We start from the raw sequence: 18,134 nt of genomic DNA on the forward strand, positions 1-18,134 counted from the left end.
GACTTCCAATATGTCCTTCAGAGTTGTAAGTCTTTCATCAGTTTTAGTCATTTTATGACCAAAAGAATTTGATTCAATATCGGTTTTCTGTGACTTACCCCACTATATAGGTGGTAAGTTGCAAAAAAATAACAGTCAGTTTTGTAATTTTTTTTCTTTTCGGGTGCGGATTCTACCACCTAATGAGTTCAATATCACTGCTTAACAATTGTCTTAGGACAAGGTTTTATCGCTATTTATTAATTTTTTGGATCAAAATAAATGGACTAAATAGTTTCGTTGTAACTATAATATGTTTCATATCGAAACTTAGTGGCCTTTTTTAAATGTCGAAACGAAACACCCAGCTCAGAAGACATGCAATTTCTAACCTAGTGAATGAAAAAGGGGAGGTTAGTGTTGATGAATTATCCGCTAAGTTCGAAACCTCAGAGGTCACTATTAGAAAGGACTTGGCGTCTTTAGAGAAAAACGGTCAGCTTTTACGCCGTTATGGTGGTGCGATTTCGTTACCGAAAGAGGTTGTCAACGAAGAACTGGGTCAACAAGTTTCGACTCGAAAGGTTTCATTGGCAAAAGCCGCTGCAGATTTAATTCGCGACCATAACCGCATCGTGATCGATAGTGGCAGTACTACCGGTGCCCTAATTCAGCAGCTAAATGCTAAGCGTGGCTTGGTTGTGATGACCAACTCATTGCACGTCGCTAATGCGCTTAATGAGCTTGAAAGCGAGCCGACGTTATTAATGACTGGCGGCACTTGGGATACCCATTCGGACTCTTTCCAAGGCAAAGTCGCAGAGTCGGTGCTCCGCGCTTACGATTTTGACCAACTATTTATCGGAGCAGATGGTATCGACCTTGATAGAGGCACAACTACGTTTAACGAACTGGTTGGCCTGAGCAAAGTAATGGCTGAAGTGTCACGAGAAGTGATCGTGATGGTTGAGTCGGAAAAAGTGGGACGAAAGATCCCGAACTTAGAGCTGGCATGGGAACACATTGACATCTTAATTACCGATACAGACTTGAGCGAAGAATCTAAAGCAAGTATCGAATCACATGATGTTCGCGTGATCCTGACTGATCCAGCGTAAAAACAAATTAAAATATTATGCATTTACCTTCCTATAATTGATCTTAATAAAGATATGGCCTTTGCTTGCTGCCAATAGGAATAAAAAAATTGATGGAGTGAAACTATGTGTGGAATTGTTGGTGCAGTAGCACAGCGTGATGTAGCTGAAATTTTAGTAGAAGGCCTTCGTCGCCTAGAATACCGTGGCTACGATTCAGCAGGTGTCGCTGTAGTCGATACTGAATCTAACCTAACTCGTGTGCGCCGCCTTGGTAAAGTACAAGAGCTAGCAGACGCAGTCGATCAGCAACATGTGATTGGCGGTACTGGTATCGCTCATACACGTTGGGCGACGCACGGTGAACCATCTGAAGCGAATGCACACCCACACATGTCTGGTGATATTGCAGTTGTACACAACGGCATTATCGAAAATCACGAAGCACTGCGTGCTCTTCTTCAAGAGCGTGGTTATGTGTTTACTTCACAAACGGATACTGAAGTTATCGCTCACTTAGTTGAATGGGAACTTCGCACTTCTGATTCATTGGTTGAAGCGCTTCAAAAGACAGCGAAACAATTAGACGGTGCATACGGCACGGTGGCGGTTGATCGTAAAGATCCTAGCCGTATTGTAGTTGCTCGTTCAGGTAGCCCAATCGTTATCGGTTTTGGTGTGGGCGAGAATTTCCTAGCCTCTGACCAACTTGCACTATTAAGCGTAACTCGTCGTTTCATGTTCCTAGAAGAAGGTGATGTTGCTGAGGTTACTCGTCGTGATGTAACGGTATTTGATGTAGCGGGCGAGCGTGTTGAGCGTGACATCGTTGAATCAAACGCAGAGCACGATGCTGGTGATAAAGGTCAATACCGTCACTTCATGCAAAAAGAGATTTTTGAGCAGCCAACAGCATTAGTCAACACGATGGAAGGTCGTATCTCTGACACCTCTGTAATCACTAATGCAATCGGTGTTAAAGCTGAAGAGATCTTAAGCAAGGTAGAACACGTGCAGATCATCGCATGTGGTACGTCTTACAACTCAGGCATGGCAGCTCGTTACTGGTTTGAGTCTCTAGCAGGCGTAAGCTGTGATGTAGAGATCGCTTCTGAGTTCCGTTACCGTGATTTCGTTGTTCGCCCGAACAGCCTTTTAGTGACTCTGTCTCAGTCTGGTGAAACGGCGGATACGCTTGCTGCACTTCGTCTTGCAAAAGAGAAGGGTTACATGTCAGCAATGACCATCTGTAACGTAGCAGGTTCTTCGCTTGTTCGTGAGTCTGATTTTGCCTTTATGACTCGCGCAGGAACGGAGATCGGTGTTGCTTCTACTAAAGCCTTCACAACACAGCTAGCGGCTATGCTGATGATGGTAACGTCAATTGGTCGTCTACAAGGTCGTATCAATGAAGAGAAAGAAGCGGAAATCGTTCAAGCACTTCACCAACTGCCTGCTGATATCGAGAAAGCATTAGCGTTTGATAAAGAGATCGAAGCACTGGCACCTGATTTTGCTGATAAGCACCACACACTGTTCTTGGGTCGTGGTGAATTCTACCCAATCGCGATGGAAGCATCTCTTAAACTGAAAGAGATCTCTTACATCCACGCAGAAGCATACGCGGCTGGTGAGCTTAAGCACGGTCCTTTGGCTCTTATCGATGCAGATATGCCAGTTGTCGTTATTGCACCAAGTAACGACTTGCTAGAGAAGCTGAAATCAAATGTTGAAGAAGTCCGTGCTCGTGGCGGTCTGCTGTATGTATTTGCAGATGAAGCTGCTGGTTTCGAAAGCGATGAGAACATGAAGATCATCAAGATGCCTCATGTAAGTGAAGTAACTGCATCTATCTACTACACAGTACCAATGCAGCTGCTGTCTTACCATGTTGCGTTGATCAAAGGTACCGACGTTGACCAACCTCGTAACCTAGCGAAAGCTGTAACGGTTGAGTAATCGACAGCTTATCTAAGAAATAGATAATAAGAAGCCCATCCTGTGATGGGCTTTTTTATGTCTGTTACTTAAAGCTGTAGCGTCATTAAGCGCTAAGTGCTTGCTCTAGGTCAGCCAAGATATCGTCAATGTGCTCGATACCTACTGAGAGGCGAATCATCTCTGGTGATACACCGGCTTGCTTTTGTTCTGCTTCGCTTAGCTGACGGTGTGTTGTAGAAGCAGGGTGGCAAGCCAGAGACTTGGCATCACCAATGTTCACTAGGCGCTTGAAGATTTGTAGCGCGTCGTAGAAGCGGACACCAGCTTCATAACCGTCCTTCAAGCCAAAAGATAGAATAGCCGATGGCTTACCCTGCATGTATTTTTCAGCAAGCGGGTAGAATTCTGAGCTAGGCAGACCAGCGTAGCTTACCCAACTGACTTTTTCGTGTTGGCTGAGGTATTCTGCCACTTTCAATGCATTCTCTGTGTGTCGCTCCATACGTAACGACAATGTCTCCAAGCCTTGCATCAACATGAAAGCATTCATTGGCGACAGTGCTGCACCTGTATTACGTAGGGGAACCGTTCTAGCTCGACCAATAAACGCAGCCTCACCAAATGCCTCGGTATAAACCACGCCATGATAAGAAGGCTCTGGCTGATTAAAAACAGGGAAGCGCTCTTTGTGCTCTGCCCATGGGAATTTTCCTGAATCGACAATCACGCCACCTAACGTTGTACCGTGACCACCCACGTATTTGGTTAGTGAGTGCACCACGATGTCAGCACCAAAATCGATAGGTTTACACAGCACAGGCGTCGCGACTGTGTTATCAACAATCACAGGCACTCCTTGTGCGTGGGCAAGTTCTGCAACACGTTCTAAGTCGATGATATTACCAGCAGGGTTACCAATACTTTCACAGTAAACCGCCTTGGTTTTTTCATCGATCAGTGCCGCTAAGCTTTCTGGTTTGTCGTCTTTAGCAAAACGAACTTCAATTCCTTGGTTTGGCAACATGTGAGCAAATAGGGTGTAAGTACCACCGTAAAGCTGAGGCGTTGAGACAATGTTGTCACCGATTTGCGCCAACGTCTGAATCGCGTAGTTGATCGCAGCACTGCCCGCACTTACCACTAAGCCTGCAATCCCCCCTTCTAAGGCTGCCATGCGTTTTTCTAACACATCATTGGTTGGATTCATTATCCGTGTGTAGATATTACCTGGCACCGCAAGGTTAAACAGGTCGGCGCCATGTTGTGCGTCATCGAATTCGTAAGCGACGGTTTGGTAAATAGGTGTGGCAACCGATTTGGTTGTTGGATCAGTTTCGTAGCCGAAGTGAATCGAGAGTGTTTCGTCTTTCATGTTTCTTCCCTGAACTATTGAATGATTTGTGTACACTCATATTGCCGATTTTTTTATAAAAGAAAAGTATGTTTAGTCACAGAGAGGCAATTGGAATTGTGTGCGGGATGATTCGTTATTGGTTAGGAAATGCAGGGCGTAAGTTGTACAGATTTAGAAAAGCAAAAAGCCAGAGCAGCATGAACTGTTCTGGCTTTTCTAATTTGGTGGCCCCTCCCAGATTTGAACTGGGGACCGAACGATTATGAGTCGTGCGCTCTAACCACTGAGCTAAGGGGCCGTAGGGCATAGATTATAGGGGAAGCGTTCAATGGTGTCTAGACACTATAAGGGGCAATTCCGCTTACATCTTAGCCACTTAAATCACACAGATAAAAAAAAGGTGAGCCAACGCTCACCTTTTCTTATTTATGCTTAAAAGCTAACCACACTTGAGTGTGCGATTACTCGTCTAGGAAGCTACGCAGAGTTTCTGAGCGGCTTGGGTGACGAAGTTTACGCAGTGCTTTTGCTTCGATCTGACGGATACGTTCACGAGTTACGTCGAACTGTTTACCAACCTCTTCAAGAGTGTGGTCAGTGTTCATGTCGATACCGAAACGCATACGCAGTACTTTAGCTTCACGAGGTGTTAGGCCTGCAAGAACGTCTTTAGTTGCACCGCGTAGGCTGGTTGCCGTTGCAGAGTCTAGAGGTAGTTCTAGCGTTGTATCCTCGATGAAATCACCTAGGTGCGAATCTTCGTCGTCACCGATTGGTGTCTCCATTGAGATTGGCTCTTTAGCGATTTTCAGTACTTTACGGATCTTGTCTTCAGGCATTTGCATGCGTTCAGCCAGTTCTTCCGGAAGTGGTTCACGACCCATCTCTTGTAGCATTTGACGAGAGATACGGTTTAGTTTGTTGATCGTTTCGATCATGTGAACCGGAATACGGATAGTACGAGCTTGGTCGGCAATCGAACGAGTGATTGCTTGACGGATCCACCAAGTAGCGTAAGTAGAGAACTTGTAACCACGACGGTATTCAAACTTATCTACCGCTTTCATCAGACCGATGTTACCTTCTTGGATTAGATCCAGGAATTGTAGACCACGGTTTGTGTACTTCTTAGCAATCGAGATTACTAGACGTAAGTTCGCTTCAACCATCTCTTTCTTCGCACGACGAGCTTTCGCTTCACCGATAGACATGCGACGGCTGATATCTTTGATGCTTTGAACAGTAAGAGACGTTTCACGTTCGATCATATCCAGTTTTTGGATAGAGCGACGGATGTCGTGCTCGTTACGTTTAATCTTTTCTGCGTATGGCTTGTCTGAAGCAAGAACTTCATCCAACCATGCTTCGCTAGATTCGTTGCCAGTAAATAGAGCAATGAAAGATTTCTTCGGCATTTTGCCGTACTCAACCGTTTGACGCATGATTAGGCGTTCTTGAGTACGTACACGATCCATAGAGTTACGCAGTTCGTTTACTAGGTAATCAAACTGTTTTGGTGTTAGACGGAACTCTTTGAATACGTCTTGCATCATTGTCGTTGCAAGCATTGCTTTCGGGCTTTCATGGCCGTACTCGTTGATCGCTAGTTGACGATTCTGGTAGCTAGTACGAAGTGCTGTGAACTTCTCAAGAGCAAGTTCAGGATCGATACCTGTATCTTCTTCTTCCTCTTCCTCGTCGTCTTCTGCGTCTTCTTTGTCTTCGTCTTCCAGATCAGTTTCAGCAAGTTCTGAACCGATGTGAGTCGCCGTTGGCGCAGCTGTGCCATCGTCGTCTGGGTCAACAAAGCCATTGATTAGGTCTGTTAAGCGAATCTCTTCTGCTTGTACGCGGTCAAACTGTTCCAAGATGTATGGAATAGTGCCTGGGTACTCAGCAACCGATAGTTGAACTGTATTGATACCATCTTCAATACGCTTCGCAATGTCGATTTCGCCTTCACGAGTCAGTAGTTCAACTGTACCCATTTCACGCATGTACATACGAACTGGGTCAGTAGTACGGCCAATCTCGCTTTCTACGCTTGAAAGCGCAGCAGCTGCAGCTTCGGCTGCATCTTCATCTATATTGGCATCGTCATCATTAAGTGCTAGATCATCAGCATCAGGTGCAGTTTCAACTACCTTGATACCCATGTCGTTAATCATTTGAATGATGTCTTCTACCTGTTCAGAATCCACGATTTCTGCAGGTAGGTGGTCGTTTACTTCGGCGTAGGTCAGATAGCCTTGTTCCTTGCCTTTAATAACAAGTAATTTAAGCTGTGACTGCGGATTTTGATCCATAGATGATATCCAACTTCAGGTCTGGTGAAGGACGTTGCATTCTCAAATGCAAACCAATTATGTTAACAAATTTATTAAATGCTGACTAATCAAACAGGGTTACGCTTTTAGATCTAGCATTAAAGCTAGTAGCTCCCTTTTTTCTTCGGCTGATAAACCGACGCTTCTTGCTTTGGCCTGCAGGTTTTCAATTTGTTTTTCAACGCACTGGGCAAGTATATTGTCCAATGAGTCTAAAAATATGTCTTCTTGATTGTCTTCGTCGAGGGGGATTTCCCAGCTCGCGAGACGAGACAGAAGAGCCTCATGTTTATTGTGTCGCCAATGCTCTAATAATTGGCCTGTGTTGATATGGGGATGCGCATGGCATTTATCAAGTACTTCGACGAATAAACTTAGTCCAGGCAGCTGTAAGCCTTTGACACTTGATAAATCCGGTACCATATCAGCATAGCTCGGATTTTGGATAAGCAAAGCGATAACTTCACGCATTGGAGTGCGTTTCAGCTCTTTATGCGGTTGAGGTGTCGGGTTCTGTGTATGAACACGCGCTCGCCTCAATTGGTTATCAAATCCAGTGCGCTCATCGAGCAATTTTTCGAGCAACTCTTGGAAGTAACTGTCAGGGATTTTGTTAATCAATGCGCTAGCGTGTGCGCGCAGTGCCGATTTCCCTTCGGTTGTTCCCAAGTTTAACTTGTGTATTTCAATCAGGTTATCGAACAAATAGGTCGAAAGCGGTGTCGCATTTTGAACAAGCTGTTCGAAAGCGGCTTTGCCGTGTTCTCTTATATAGCTGTCTGGGTCTTCACCGTCGGGCAAGAACAGAAATTTAAGCGTGTTACCGGTTTTCAGGTACTCAAGGGCATTTTCTAGTGCGCGCCATGCGGCTTCTTTACCCGCTCGGTCACCATCGTAACAACAAACCACTGTGCTGGTTTGGCGGAACAGCATTTGAACGTGGTCACCGGTTGTTGATGTGCCCAGTGATGCTACTGAGTAATCAACACCATATTGCGCTAATGCCACGACATCCATGTAACCTTCAACCACAAGTATTTGCGGCGGTTCACGGTAGGCTTGCAGCACTTCATAAAGGCCGTAAAGCTCTTTACCTTTATGGAAGATAGGCGTTTCTGGTGAGTTGAGATATTTTGGAGTACCGTCTTCTAATACACGACCACCAAAACCAATCACACGGCCACGACGATCGCGAATCGGGAACATTACGCGTCCACGGAATCGGTCGTATCGGTTACCTTTATCGTTTTCAATTAACATGCCGCCAGTTACGAGCATGTCTTGGGCTTCTTTCTGTTGGCCAAAGTTCTTACGAACTAAGTCCCACTCATCGGCCACATAACCAATGCCAAACTTCTGGACGATCTCGCCCGAAAGGCCACGATTCTTTAGGTAATCAATCGCAGGTTTGTTGGCTGATATTTTCAGTTGAGAGCGGTAAAAATTACTGATGCCGCCCATCAAATCGTAGAGGTTACGTTTTTGTTCGCTGTTGGCTCTTGGTGCTGTTGATATCTCGCCGCTGCGTTGCTCTCTAGGAACATCGAGGCCTAAGAAAGAGGCAAGCTCTTCAATCGCTTCAACAAAATCGAGACGTTCGAACTCCATAATGAAGTCGATAGCATTACCGTGTACGCCACAACCAAAGCAGTGATAAAACTGTTTTTCTTGGCTTACGCTAAAAGAAGGGGTCTTTTCGTTGTGGAATGGGCAACATGCACCATAGTTTTTGCCTTTTTTCTTAAGTTTCACGCGTGCGTCCACTATGTCGACAATGTCGAGACGCGCTAGGAGATCATCAATGAAACTACGCGGGATGTGTCCTGCCATAAAACCTTAGAAAAATGCACTAACTGAGAGTGTGGATAATAATAGTTTGAATAGGTTACAGATACAAACAAGCCGTGCGTTCCGAAGGATTGCACGGCTTGTTGCAATTTGATTTGGGATTAAGCGAGTTTAGAACGAACTAAACCACTAACTTTACCCATATCTGCACGCCCTTGAATTTGTGGTTTCAAGATAGCCATTACTTTACCCATGTCTTGCATGCCCGCTGGTTGAGCTTCGGCGATTGCGCTATCAAGTAGTGCAATAACTTCTTCATCAGTTAGCGGTTGAGGCATAAAGCCTTCAAGTACCGTAATTTCTGCTTTTTCCACGTCAGCAAGATCTTGACGATTTGCTGATTCATATTGAGCAACAGAATCGCGACGTTGCTTAACCATTTTAACTAATACAGCAAGAATGTCGTCGTCGTTCAGAGTGATCCGTTCGTCAACTTCACGTTGCTTAATTGCTGAAAGAGCTAAGCGGATAGTGCCAAGGCGCGGTTTGTCCTTGGCTTTCATCGCTAATTTTTGCTCTTCTTTGAGTTGTTCAATAAGAGCCATAACTCAGTCCTTATGGATTAAGTTATTAGTACAGGCGAACGCGACGTGCGTTTTCGCGAGCTAGCTTCTTAGCGTGACGCTTTTGAGCTGCTGCTTTAGCGCGTTTGCGAACTGTAGTTGGCTTTTCGTAGTGCTCGCGACGGCGAACTTCAGAAAGGATACCTGCTTTTTCACAAGAGCGCTTGAAACGACGTAGTGCAACGTCGAACGGTTCGTTTTCACGTACTTTAACTATTGGCATATGCCTTTCACCTCAGGGGTTATTCATTATCGCTGGCTACTCAGTACCAAATCAGAGAAGTTACCCATCGAGCTAACTCTCTATTCGCGTTTGGCCATTAACCAGCTTGATCAAAAATGGTGCGGAATTTTAATCCGATCACAGTGGCTTTGTAAAGCACTTTGTCGATTATAGTCTGTACAATATTTGTTTGAAGAGCTTAGGCAGGGTAATATTGCGCTAATTTCCCATTTTAGACGAAAGCGTGCCGAGAAAATTATGCGCATTATTGGTATTGAAACCTCTTGTGATGAAACAGGAATCGCGATTTATGATGATGAGCAAGGGCTGCTTTCTCATCAATTATATAGCCAAGTAAAGCTGCACGCCGATTACGGTGGTGTGGTACCTGAGCTAGCTTCACGTGACCACGTGAAAAAAACAATTCCTCTTATTAAAGCGGCATTAGCTGAAGCGAACCTAACGTCGAAAGACATTGATGGTGTGGCTTACACAGCTGGCCCTGGTTTAGTGGGTGCACTGCTGGTTGGTGCAACGATTGGTCGCAGTATTGCTTATGCGTGGGGAGTACCTGCAGTGCCTGTTCACCATATGGAAGGTCACCTTCTTGCGCCAATGCTAGAAGATAACCCACCACCATTCCCATTTGTGGCTCTGCTGGTTTCTGGCGGCCATACCATGATGGTAGAAGTGAAAGGTATTGGTGAATACCGAATCCTTGGTGAATCGATTGATGATGCAGCGGGTGAAGCGTTTGATAAAACTGCGAAACTGATGGGCTTAGATTACCCTGGTGGTCCACTGTTATCTCGTTTGGCGGAAAAAGGCACTCCGGGTCGTTTTAAGTTCCCGCGTCCAATGACCGATCGTCCGGGTCTAGATATGAGCTTTTCTGGTTTGAAGACGTTCGCAGCGAATACCATTCGCGATAACGATAATGATGACCAAACTCGCGCTGATATCGCTTATGCATTCCAAGAAGCTGTTTGTGCAACCTTAGTAATCAAGTGTAAGCGAGCCTTGGTTGAAACGGGCATGAAACGTATAGTGATTGCTGGCGGTGTAAGTGCCAACAAACAACTGCGTGTTGAGCTTGAAGCTCTTGCTAAGAAAGTCGGTGGTGAGGTGTACTACCCACGCACAGAATTCTGTACAGATAATGGTGCGATGATCGCTTATGCGGGTATGCAGCGCTTGAAGAATGGCGAAACGGCTGATTTGTCTGTTCATGCCACTCCGCGTTGGCCTATTGACCAGCTAGAGCCAATTGCGTAATTGAATATAGTGTTTCGATAAACGGTCGCCTTGTGCGGCCGTTTTTATATCTTAGCTTACCGACTGTATGTCGATAAATAATTGCTGATAGAGATTAGGGAAGAAGATGAACAAGTTCACAGTAGACAATCAATCGATGGCGTACCTAGATGAAGGTCAAGGCCCTGTTGTTGTATTAGGCCACAGCTACCTTTGGGATAGTGCAATGTGGAAGCCACAGATTGAGGCGTTGAAAACTCAGTACCGTTGTATTGTGCCTGAGCTTTGGTCTCATGGTGAATCTCAAGCTGCACCAACTTCGATGCGTAACTTGAAAGATTACGCTCAGCACGTTTTGGATCTGCTTGATCATTTAGAGATCGATGAATTCTCAGTGGTAGGTTTATCGGTTGGCGGTATGTGGGGAACGGAGCTTGCGGAGTTAGCACCTGCTCGAATCAAGTCATTGGTATTAATGGATACCTTTGTGGGTTTAGAGCCAGAAGTTGCGCACGCTAAATACTTCCACATGTTAGACACCATCACTCAAACTAAGATGGTTCCTCAACCGATTGTTGAAGCTGTGGTTCCACTGTTCTTCGCAAACGATGCTCAAACCCACACGCCAGCTTTAGTGGAAGGTTTTACTCAGCAGTTATCTGAACTTAAGGGTGATAAAGCGGAAGAAGTGGCGCGCATCGGTCGAATGGTCTTTGGACGTCGTGATATGATCGAATCAGTAGAGAACTTCGCGCTACCTGTGTTGATTGCGGTAGGACAAGAAGACAAACCACGTCCGGTACTTGAGTCATACCTAATGCACGATTGCATTACGGGCAGTGAATTAGTGGTAATTCCTAGCGCAGGTCATATTAGCTCGTTAGAGCAACCAGAGTTTGTGAACACAATGCTGAAGACGTTTTTAGATAAACATCTGCTGTAAGCTTTAAATACTGAATACTATGGTTCGGCTTAGACGTGACAGTTTAAGCCGATTTTTTTTGTCCGAGTTTTGGTTCGCTGCCATCGAGTAGGCGGCGGATATTCTGGTGGTGACGTAACACGATCAAACAGCACAGCATGGCTACTGGCAATGTGTATTGAGGTTTGACTAACCAAGCGTAGAAAGGGGCAAGTAGCACAGTAACCAGTGCCGCTAAAGAAGAGTAACGAAACAAAAACGCCACAACTAACCAAGTCGCCATGATCATACCGGTTAGATCGAATCCTATTGGGGCGATAGCTCCGAGTGCGGTTGCGACGCCTTTACCACCTTTAAAGTGGAAGAAGATCGGATACATATGGCCAAGACACGCCGCAATCGCCACAACGCCTAAAATGATTGGGTCGATCTTGAGGTAGTAGCCAAGCCAGACGGGGATGGTGCCTTTCAGCATGTCGCACAGGAGGACTGCTGCAGCTGCGCCTTTACCGCCAACGCGCAGTACATTAGTGGCACCAGGGTTATTGGAGCCCACCGTTCTTGGATCAGGAAGCCTTAAGACTCGGCATATCAAGACCGCACTAGAGATTGAACCTAGCAAATAGGCTGCAATGATCATGATTAGTGCCAATGGGGTCATGTCTTTCCTTAAACGGTTATAAGCCTAACGATGGGAAAATAATGCTCAATCCAAGAGTAATTGATATCATATCTCGAATTACGCAAATAATACGTTTTTTTCCCCAATATGGGTATCCGACCTCTAAAAGGACAAGTCATGGCACTGGATAAAGTTTTCATTGAACAGCTAGAAGTAATTACAACGATCGGTGTTTACGATTGGGAACAAGAGATTAAACAAAAACTTGTGCTTGATATTGAAATGGCTCATGACAACCGCCCTGCAGGTAAGAGTGATGATGTGGTTGATGCTTTGGATTACTCGACTGTGAGTACTGCCGTGCTTGACCACATTGCGAATGGCCGATTCCTGCTAGTGGAGCGTGTGGCTGAAGAAGTCGCTGAATTGATCATGACTCAATTCTCTGTGCCTTGGATCAAAATCCGCTTGGCTAAACCGGGCGCAGTACCACAAGCAAAAGCTGTTGGCGTGATCATCGAACGAGGCCGAGCATGACAGTAGCCTATGTTGGTGTTGGCACGAACATAGACCGCGACAAGCATGCAAGGGTGGCATGGACAGAGCTTCAATCGTTAGGGACTAACCTTAAATGCTCTAAAATCTATCACTGTGAGCCCGTGGGTTTTAATAGCCATCCGTTTTATAACTTTGTGATAGAGCTCGACACGTCACTCTCATTGACTGAATTTTCACAGCAGCTGCGTAAAATTGAGTTTAAATGGGGTCGCTCTCAAGATGCGCACAAACTTCAAGATCGAAAACTCGATCTTGATATTGTGCTGTTTGGAGAGGTGGTTTCTGAGCGCGAACCAGAATTACCACGCAGTGATATCTACAAATATCCTTTTGTAACACAACCGCTTTATGATCTTTGTCCTGCGAGAGTGATCCCGCAAGACGGAAGAACCGTCAGTGAAATATGGCAGAAGATGCAGCAATTAGACTCGCTCTCTGTCGTAGATATAAAACTATAATTTTTAAGGTAAGTAATGAGTTATTTTGAAGCGTTTATGTTGGCGTTGGTGCAAGGCTTTACTGAGTTTTTACCTATTTCCAGTTCTGCACACTTAATCCTTCCTTCTGCTGTTTTAGGTTGGGAAGATCAAGGCTTGGCTTTTGATGTTGCTGTCCATGTCGGTACTTTAGCCGCCGTCGTTATCTATTTCCGTAAAGAAGTGGTCTCTCTGTTGAGCGCATTCTTTGGTTCAGTGTTTAAAGGCGATCGCAGCAAGGAAGCGAAGTTAGCGTGGATGATCATTCTCGCGACGATTCCAGCGTGTATCTTTGGTTTGTTGATGAAAGATATTGTTGAGCTTTACTTACGCAGTGCGTGGGTGATCGCAACCACAACGATTATCTTTGGTTTGTTGTTATGGTGGGTGGATAAGAACTCAAGCTTGCGTGATGACGAATACCAAGCAGGTTGGAAAAAGGCGCTGTTTATAGGCCTTGCTCAAGCAATGGCGATAATTCCGGGCACGTCTCGTTCTGGTGCAACCATTACCGCGGCACTGTATCTTGGTTTCACACGCGAAGCAGCAGCTCGATTCTCTTTCTTGATGTCTATCCCAATCATCACTCTGGCTGGTGGTTACTTGGGGCTGAAGTTAGTGACCAGTGGTGACCCAATCCATGCTGGCACTTTGCTAACGGGAATCGTGGTTTCTTTCATTAGTGCTTATATCTGTATTCACTTCTTCTTGAAGCTTATCTCTCGTATGGGTATGACACCGTTTGTTATCTACCGCCTGATTCTAGGTTTTGGTCTATTTGCTTTCTTGATGATGCAGTAGCGCTCGACTTACGAAGACAAATACTTCGTCCTACAGATTGAAACGGAAAAACCCGCTTAGTTGCGGGTTTTTTAATGCGTGCTTACTAACGGAGTGAAGACTAACTATCAGTGAGTTCTGATAACGCGTTTTCGATGGCCGCTGCTCTGCGCTTCTCTTGTTCTTCTCGAATATCTTTACCTTTAAAACCATCGGCAATGATTGCTTTGACTTCAACTTGAAGTGCCGCTTTATAGGCTGCTTCAAAACGAGCCTTTTGAGGGTAAGGCTGATCTTGTAACCCTTTACGGCCAGCGTGGTCAGCTTGGCAGCAAAGCAAGATGTCGTTAAGTCGATCTGGTTTGCGCCAAACATCGAACTTGTTGAGAACTTTAAGGAAGGTGGTTGGCTTTAACTCACCTGCACGATGGATATTAGAATGCTGCTCGCACACTAACAGCGCAAGATCTCTGAACTCATTAGGTACTCTGACTCGTTCACATAGCTTTTTGATGATCTTAACACCGGTGTGGCAGTGCATTTTGTGGCTTGGCCACTCACTTTTAGGTGTAACGCCTTTACCTAAGTCATGCACTTGAGCAGCAAAGCGTACTGGTAACGATGGGCTTAATAGCGCTGCTTGTTGAGCAACCATCAGCGTGTGAATCCCGGTGTCGATTTCAGGGTGCCATTTTTCAGGTTGAGGGACACCAAATAGAGCGTCAATCTCTGGCAAAACAACCGCTAATGCACCACACTCTTTCAACACTGAAAGGAACACTTCTGGATGTGGCGTACTAAGTGATTTGTGCCACTCTTGCCAAACTCGTTCGGCTGTAAGGTGTGCCAGTTCTCCTGATTCAACGATGGTCGCCATCATGGTCATGGTTTCAGGTGCAATCGTAAAGTTTAGGTGCTGAAGCTTGGCAGCGAAACGGGCAACACGCAGCACACGCAGTGGATCTTCAACAAAGGCATCGGATACGTGTCTAAGAATACGATCGGAGAGATCTCTCTGGCCATGGTAAGGATCGTGAAGGTTGCCTTCATCATCTTGTGCGATGGCGTTAATGGTTAGATCTCGGCGCATCAGATCTTCTTCCAAACTCACGTCTGGAGCGAAGTAACATTCGAAGCCTGTGTAACCAGAGCCTGATTTTCTCTCGGTGCGAGCCAGTGCGTGCTCTTCCTTGGTTTTTGGATGCAGGAATACCGGGAAGTCTTTACCCACCGCAGTGAAGCCAAGGCTTTCCATCTGTTGAGGCGTACTGCCGACCACGACCCAATCTTTATCATAGCTATCAATATTGAGTAGCTTATCGCGCACTGCCCCACCGACTAGATAGCGCTGTAGCCCATTCTCTTCTGGTAGGCTATCGTATATTTGCAACTTATCACCTCGAAATGTTTTATCACTGCTGGACTTTACGGCAAGCAATGGTACTTTCCATTAATCGTAATTATAGGGCAGCACATGTATAAGGAATATTTTGGCTTCGTTGAGATGCCATTTTCGATTGTACCAAATTCTCGCTATTTGTTTTTGAGTCAACGCCATCAAGAAGCGATGCAGAACCTACAAGCCGGTTTAGGCGAAGGTGGGGGCTTTGCAATGCTCACTGGTGAGGTGGGTACAGGGAAAACAACGGTTGCTAAGGCGATGTTGTCTTCTTTGGATCGTCATACTCAGGCTGGCCTTATACTTAACCCTACGTTTTCCAATACGGATTTACTTGAAGCTATCTGCGATGAGTTTGAGGTCGAGTATCCAGAACAAGCATCCTTGAAGCAGCTGAGTCAGGCGATTCACTACTTCTTATTGGATAGCCATGCAGAGGGCATTCAAACCTTATTGGTGATAGACGAAGCTCAACACCTTGCTGCCGATGTGTTGGAGCAGCTTCGCCTTTTAACTAATTTGGAAACCGACAGTCGTAAGCTATTAAAAGTATTGTTGGTTGGTCAACCTGAATTACAACAGCATTTGCAGACCACACAACTGCGTCAATTGGCGCAGCGTATTACAGGGCGTTATCATTTATTGCCTCTCAATATTGAAGAGACCGGTAAGTACATCGCGTTTCGTCTGGAGACGGCAGGTGGCGAGCAGATGTTGTTCTCGAATCGCTCCGTTAAGCTGATCGCCCAATATACTCATGGTATTCCAAGGCTCATTAACTTGGTGTGCGACAAGGCCCTACAGTTAGCTTTTCATGATGGAGAGCAAACACCGAGCAATGAAACGGTCAATAAAGCCTGCCAGCAGGTGATGGCGTTTCAAGCCGAGGTTTACCATGTCGATAAACCTCGCGCAGCGAGCGCGATACCAAAGCTCGTTCAGTACGCTGGTGCAGCTACCTTGAGTGTCGCACTTGCGATGGCAACTTTTAACTTTGCCCCAACGTACATAGATTCATGGTTAACAACCGAGCCTTCAAATGAAGCCCAAACAGTAAGCTCAGCCAAGATGCAGCGGTCGTTAGTGGTGGATATGCCTAAGGCTGTTGCTGAGCCAGAAACAGACAAGTTCGCGCTGCCACCACATATTCAACAACACTTGATGCAAGGGACTAACCGCTCGCTGGCTATCAAGGATTTATACACCCTTTGGGGATACCAGTCTTCATTGCGAGACGGTTTATGTCTAAGCGAGCCGCAAAGTGTTTTCGTATGTGAACAGCAACAATCTAGCTTGGATGATTTACTTGAGTTAGGCGTTCCTGTGGTGTTGAACTTAGACATAGAACAAGAATCTGTGTTTGCGGTGCTTTATGGCGTATCACAAGATTCTGTCGAACTACTGGTTAACGAAAAACTCTTAGTCATGCCGAAGCAATCTCTAGAGCAGATCTGGCAGGGTGATTATGTCGCGATTTGGAAACAGCCGCTGCGAGAGACGCTGAAAGAGGGTTACCAAGGTGAAGCTGTGGCTTTGCTTGATTTGTTGCTTTCTGAGGTGTTGGGAGAGGTTGTGTCTGGTAGTGATGTATTTGATTACGAATTAAAAATGAAGGTTGAAGCGTTTCAAACTTGGCAAAGTATGTCGGTCGACGGCATCGCAGGTCAACGAACATTAGCAAGGTTGCAAAGATTAGCTCAGCTTGATTCTCCGAAGTTGATGTCATTAAGTGGAGGGGCAAGCTAATGTCACGCATTATGCACGAGCTGAATCAGTCTTCGGTTACACAATCATCTATCAATAAACCTAGCTTTAAAGGCTACCAAAATCATCATGTGCCGAACTCGGCAAAGGGCATCAGTAACAAACGTGGTTCGTCGTTAGCCATGGGGTTACTTCTTTTGCTTGTGCCTTCTTTGTTGGTAGGCGGTACCTTGGTTTATCAATCATACAATCAACATCAAACTGCGCCTCAGCTATTATCCGCGACGCTTCCTAATACACAAACACAGCCAGTTATTGAATCTCAAATTTCTGATGTGGATACTGCAGACTTGAATGCTGTGGAAGAGGTTAAAGATGACCCCTTGTTTGTGGTTCGTCCTGCGCCAGTTAGCCAAACTTTGAAAGCTCTGCCACGTCAAGAGATGTATGCACAGGTTGACTCTGAAAGTACAAATGTCGCAGGCGGATCTATTGTGCCTTTGGCTAGCTCAGAGAGCATTGCTCGAACGTCAGAGGAATCAGAACTGTCACTGGCTCAGCCTGAGGTTCAGCCTGGTGTAAGCAATGAAAACACTGCTCTGCAATCGGATAGTGATTTGCTGCAAGGGCTAGATCTCAGTGAGTTACCACCTGATTTAGCATTGAAGCTTGAATCTATCATGGGTGAGCAACAAAGCGCTCCTGAGCCGATGGACTCTAGACCTGCAGGGCAAAGAGGTTCTCAGGTCATTGAATTGGAAACGCACACTAATAGCTTATCAGGAGTGCTACCTAAGTTAGACCTACAAACTCATATGTACTCGAGTAGCGAAACCAAGCGTTGGGTAAAAGTGAACGGCCAAGAAGTGGCTCAAGGAGATTGGATTGGACAAGACATTCAATTACTTGAGATTAAGCCACAATCGGTAATCATAGAGTTCAATCAGCAGAAGATAGAAATCCCAGCTCTGTACGAATGGAAAGGCTAGCGAGTTCTATAAGTATTTAGATAACAGACAAATAAAAAGGAGCACCTAGGTGCTCCTTTTTGATATTCGATACTGAATTTACTGTACCTGATACAAGC

At 45.5% G+C, this 18,134-nt stretch carries 16 protein-coding genes and 1 tRNA gene; 9 read left to right on the forward strand and 8 right to left on the reverse strand.

The window, feature by feature from the left end; translation table 11 throughout:
- The first annotated feature begins 326 nt into the window (after window positions 1-326).
- Both CWO08_RS10595 and glmS read left to right on the forward strand, forming a co-directional pair.
- Window positions 327-1,097, forward strand: a complete 771-nt coding sequence (locus CWO08_RS10595) for a DeoR/GlpR family DNA-binding transcription regulator (protein ID WP_108020417.1) — start codon at window positions 327-329, stop codon at window positions 1,095-1,097.
- A gap of 105 nt (window positions 1,098-1,202) precedes the next feature.
- Entirely contained in the window at window positions 1,203-3,035 is a 1,833-nt protein-coding gene (glmS, locus tag CWO08_RS10600) for a glutamine--fructose-6-phosphate transaminase (isomerizing) (protein WP_108020418.1), read from the forward strand.
- Between the two features lie 85 nt (window positions 3,036-3,120).
- On the opposite strand, the gene CWO08_RS10605 is transcribed toward glmS, so the two are convergent.
- From CWO08_RS10605 to rpsU, 6 genes are all read right to left on the reverse strand, one after another.
- Window positions 3,121-4,389: an O-acetylhomoserine aminocarboxypropyltransferase/cysteine synthase family protein gene (locus tag CWO08_RS10605; RefSeq protein ID WP_048657999.1), complete on the reverse strand. Its 1,269-nt coding sequence runs from the start codon at window positions 4,387-4,389 to the stop codon at window positions 3,121-3,123.
- Window positions 4,390-4,593: 204 nt separating this feature from the next.
- Window positions 4,594-4,669 (reverse strand) — tRNA-Ile (locus tag CWO08_RS10610).
- Window positions 4,670-4,832: 163 nt separating this feature from the next.
- The gene (rpoD, locus tag CWO08_RS10615; RefSeq protein WP_048614894.1) at window positions 4,833-6,677 is read right to left on the reverse strand and encodes an RNA polymerase sigma factor RpoD; all 1,845 of its coding nucleotides are present in this window, start codon (window positions 6,675-6,677) and stop codon (window positions 4,833-4,835) included.
- Window positions 6,678-6,776: 99 nt separating this feature from the next.
- Window positions 6,777-8,528, reverse strand: a complete 1,752-nt coding sequence (gene dnaG / locus CWO08_RS10620) for a DNA primase (protein ID WP_017062923.1) — start codon at window positions 8,526-8,528, stop codon at window positions 6,777-6,779.
- A gap of 119 nt (window positions 8,529-8,647) precedes the next feature.
- The gene (locus CWO08_RS10625; protein WP_017069475.1) at window positions 8,648-9,091 is read right to left on the reverse strand and encodes a GatB/YqeY domain-containing protein; all 444 of its coding nucleotides are present in this window, start codon (window positions 9,089-9,091) and stop codon (window positions 8,648-8,650) included.
- A 25-nt stretch (window positions 9,092-9,116) separates the two neighbouring features.
- On the reverse strand, window positions 9,117-9,332 hold the full coding sequence (gene rpsU / locus CWO08_RS10630; RefSeq protein ID WP_004396009.1) for a 30S ribosomal protein S21: 216 nt from the start codon (window positions 9,330-9,332) through the stop codon (window positions 9,117-9,119).
- Between the two features lie 258 nt (window positions 9,333-9,590).
- Here rpsU and tsaD point away from each other — a divergent pair, with 258 nt between their 5' ends.
- Together tsaD and CWO08_RS10640 are read left to right on the forward strand one after the other, a co-directional pair.
- Window positions 9,591-10,607: a tRNA (adenosine(37)-N6)-threonylcarbamoyltransferase complex transferase subunit TsaD gene (gene tsaD / locus CWO08_RS10635; protein WP_017061410.1), complete on the forward strand. Its 1,017-nt coding sequence runs from the start codon at window positions 9,591-9,593 to the stop codon at window positions 10,605-10,607.
- Window positions 10,608-10,713: 106 nt separating this feature from the next.
- Window positions 10,714-11,529 carry an alpha/beta fold hydrolase gene (locus CWO08_RS10640; RefSeq protein WP_108020419.1) on the forward strand — a complete coding sequence of 272 codons (816 nt, stop codon included), beginning with the start codon at window positions 10,714-10,716 and terminating at the stop codon, window positions 11,527-11,529.
- A 43-nt stretch (window positions 11,530-11,572) separates the two neighbouring features.
- Here the strand turns inward: CWO08_RS10640 and plsY are convergent, their stop codons facing one another.
- A complete protein-coding gene (gene plsY, locus CWO08_RS10645) occupies window positions 11,573-12,169 on the reverse strand; it encodes a glycerol-3-phosphate 1-O-acyltransferase PlsY (protein ID WP_009847793.1) in 597 nt (198 codons plus the stop codon).
- Window positions 12,170-12,307: 138 nt separating this feature from the next.
- On the opposite strand from plsY, the gene folB reads away from it, so the two are divergent.
- Genes folB through CWO08_RS10660 form a run of 3 tightly spaced genes read left to right on the forward strand, consistent with a single transcriptional unit; the run spans window position 12,308 to window position 13,965 of the window.
- Window positions 12,308-12,667 carry a dihydroneopterin aldolase gene (gene folB / locus CWO08_RS10650; RefSeq protein WP_055319014.1) on the forward strand — a complete coding sequence of 120 codons (360 nt, stop codon included), beginning with the start codon at window positions 12,308-12,310 and terminating at the stop codon, window positions 12,665-12,667.
- On the forward strand, window positions 12,664-13,146 hold the full coding sequence (folK, locus tag CWO08_RS10655; protein ID WP_048662646.1) for a 2-amino-4-hydroxy-6-hydroxymethyldihydropteridine diphosphokinase: 483 nt from the start codon (window positions 12,664-12,666) through the stop codon (window positions 13,144-13,146). The genes folB and folK overlap by 4 nt, the downstream gene beginning before the upstream one ends.
- 15 nt (window positions 13,147-13,161) lie before the next feature.
- Window positions 13,162-13,965: an undecaprenyl-diphosphate phosphatase gene (locus CWO08_RS10660; RefSeq protein WP_048658005.1), complete on the forward strand. Its 804-nt coding sequence runs from the start codon at window positions 13,162-13,164 to the stop codon at window positions 13,963-13,965.
- Between the two features lie 100 nt (window positions 13,966-14,065).
- Here the strand turns inward: CWO08_RS10660 and CWO08_RS10665 are convergent, their stop codons facing one another.
- A complete protein-coding gene (locus tag CWO08_RS10665) occupies window positions 14,066-15,382 on the reverse strand; it encodes a multifunctional CCA addition/repair protein (RefSeq protein WP_108020420.1) in 1,317 nt (438 codons plus the stop codon).
- Window positions 15,383-15,418: 36 nt separating this feature from the next.
- On the opposite strand from CWO08_RS10665, the gene CWO08_RS10670 reads away from it, so the two are divergent.
- Together CWO08_RS10670 and CWO08_RS10675 are read left to right on the forward strand one after the other, a co-directional pair.
- Window positions 15,419-17,089 (forward strand): ExeA family protein, encoded by a 1,671-nt coding sequence (locus CWO08_RS10670; RefSeq protein ID WP_181360045.1) that lies wholly within the window; start codon window positions 15,419-15,421, stop codon window positions 17,087-17,089.
- On the forward strand, window positions 17,089-18,036 hold the full coding sequence (locus CWO08_RS10675; RefSeq protein WP_107898910.1) for a general secretion pathway protein GspB: 948 nt from the start codon (window positions 17,089-17,091) through the stop codon (window positions 18,034-18,036). The genes CWO08_RS10670 and CWO08_RS10675 overlap by 1 nt, the downstream gene beginning before the upstream one ends.
- Window positions 18,037-18,134: the final 98 nt, after the last annotated feature.

The sequence above is a fragment of the Vibrio sp. 10N.286.48.B8 genome (assembly GCF_003050085.1).
GTDB lineage: Bacteria > Pseudomonadota > Gammaproteobacteria > Enterobacterales > Vibrionaceae > Vibrio > Vibrio crassostreae.

Coding starts and splice junctions, on each gene's coding strand:
- CWO08_RS10670 (WP_181360045.1), top strand. CDS start 15,419: ATGTATAAGGAATATTTTGGCTTCGTTGAGATGCCATTTTCGATTGTA.
- glmS (WP_108020418.1), top strand. CDS start 1,203: ATGTGTGGAATTGTTGGTGCAGTAGCACAGCGTGATGTAGCTGAAATT.
- CWO08_RS10625 (WP_017069475.1), bottom strand. CDS start 9,091: ATGGCTCTTATTGAACAACTCAAAGAAGAGCAAAAATTAGCGATGAAA.
- CWO08_RS10660 (WP_048658005.1), top strand. CDS start 13,162: ATGAGTTATTTTGAAGCGTTTATGTTGGCGTTGGTGCAAGGCTTTACT.
- rpoD (WP_048614894.1), bottom strand. CDS start 6,677: ATGGATCAAAATCCGCAGTCACAGCTTAAATTACTTGTTATTAAAGGC.
- plsY (WP_009847793.1), bottom strand. CDS start 12,169: ATGACCCCATTGGCACTAATCATGATCATTGCAGCCTATTTGCTAGGT.
- folB (WP_055319014.1), top strand. CDS start 12,308: ATGGCACTGGATAAAGTTTTCATTGAACAGCTAGAAGTAATTACAACG.
- CWO08_RS10605 (WP_048657999.1), bottom strand. CDS start 4,389: ATGAAAGACGAAACACTCTCGATTCACTTCGGCTACGAAACTGATCCA.
- CWO08_RS10595 (WP_108020417.1), top strand. CDS start 327: ATGTCGAAACGAAACACCCAGCTCAGAAGACATGCAATTTCTAACCTA.
- folK (WP_048662646.1), top strand. CDS start 12,664: ATGACAGTAGCCTATGTTGGTGTTGGCACGAACATAGACCGCGACAAG.
- tsaD (WP_017061410.1), top strand. CDS start 9,591: ATGCGCATTATTGGTATTGAAACCTCTTGTGATGAAACAGGAATCGCG.
- dnaG (WP_017062923.1), bottom strand. CDS start 8,528: ATGGCAGGACACATCCCGCGTAGTTTCATTGATGATCTCCTAGCGCGT.
- rpsU (WP_004396009.1), bottom strand. CDS start 9,332: ATGCCAATAGTTAAAGTACGTGAAAACGAACCGTTCGACGTTGCACTA.
- CWO08_RS10675 (WP_107898910.1), top strand. CDS start 17,089: ATGTCACGCATTATGCACGAGCTGAATCAGTCTTCGGTTACACAATCA.
- CWO08_RS10640 (WP_108020419.1), top strand. CDS start 10,714: ATGAACAAGTTCACAGTAGACAATCAATCGATGGCGTACCTAGATGAA.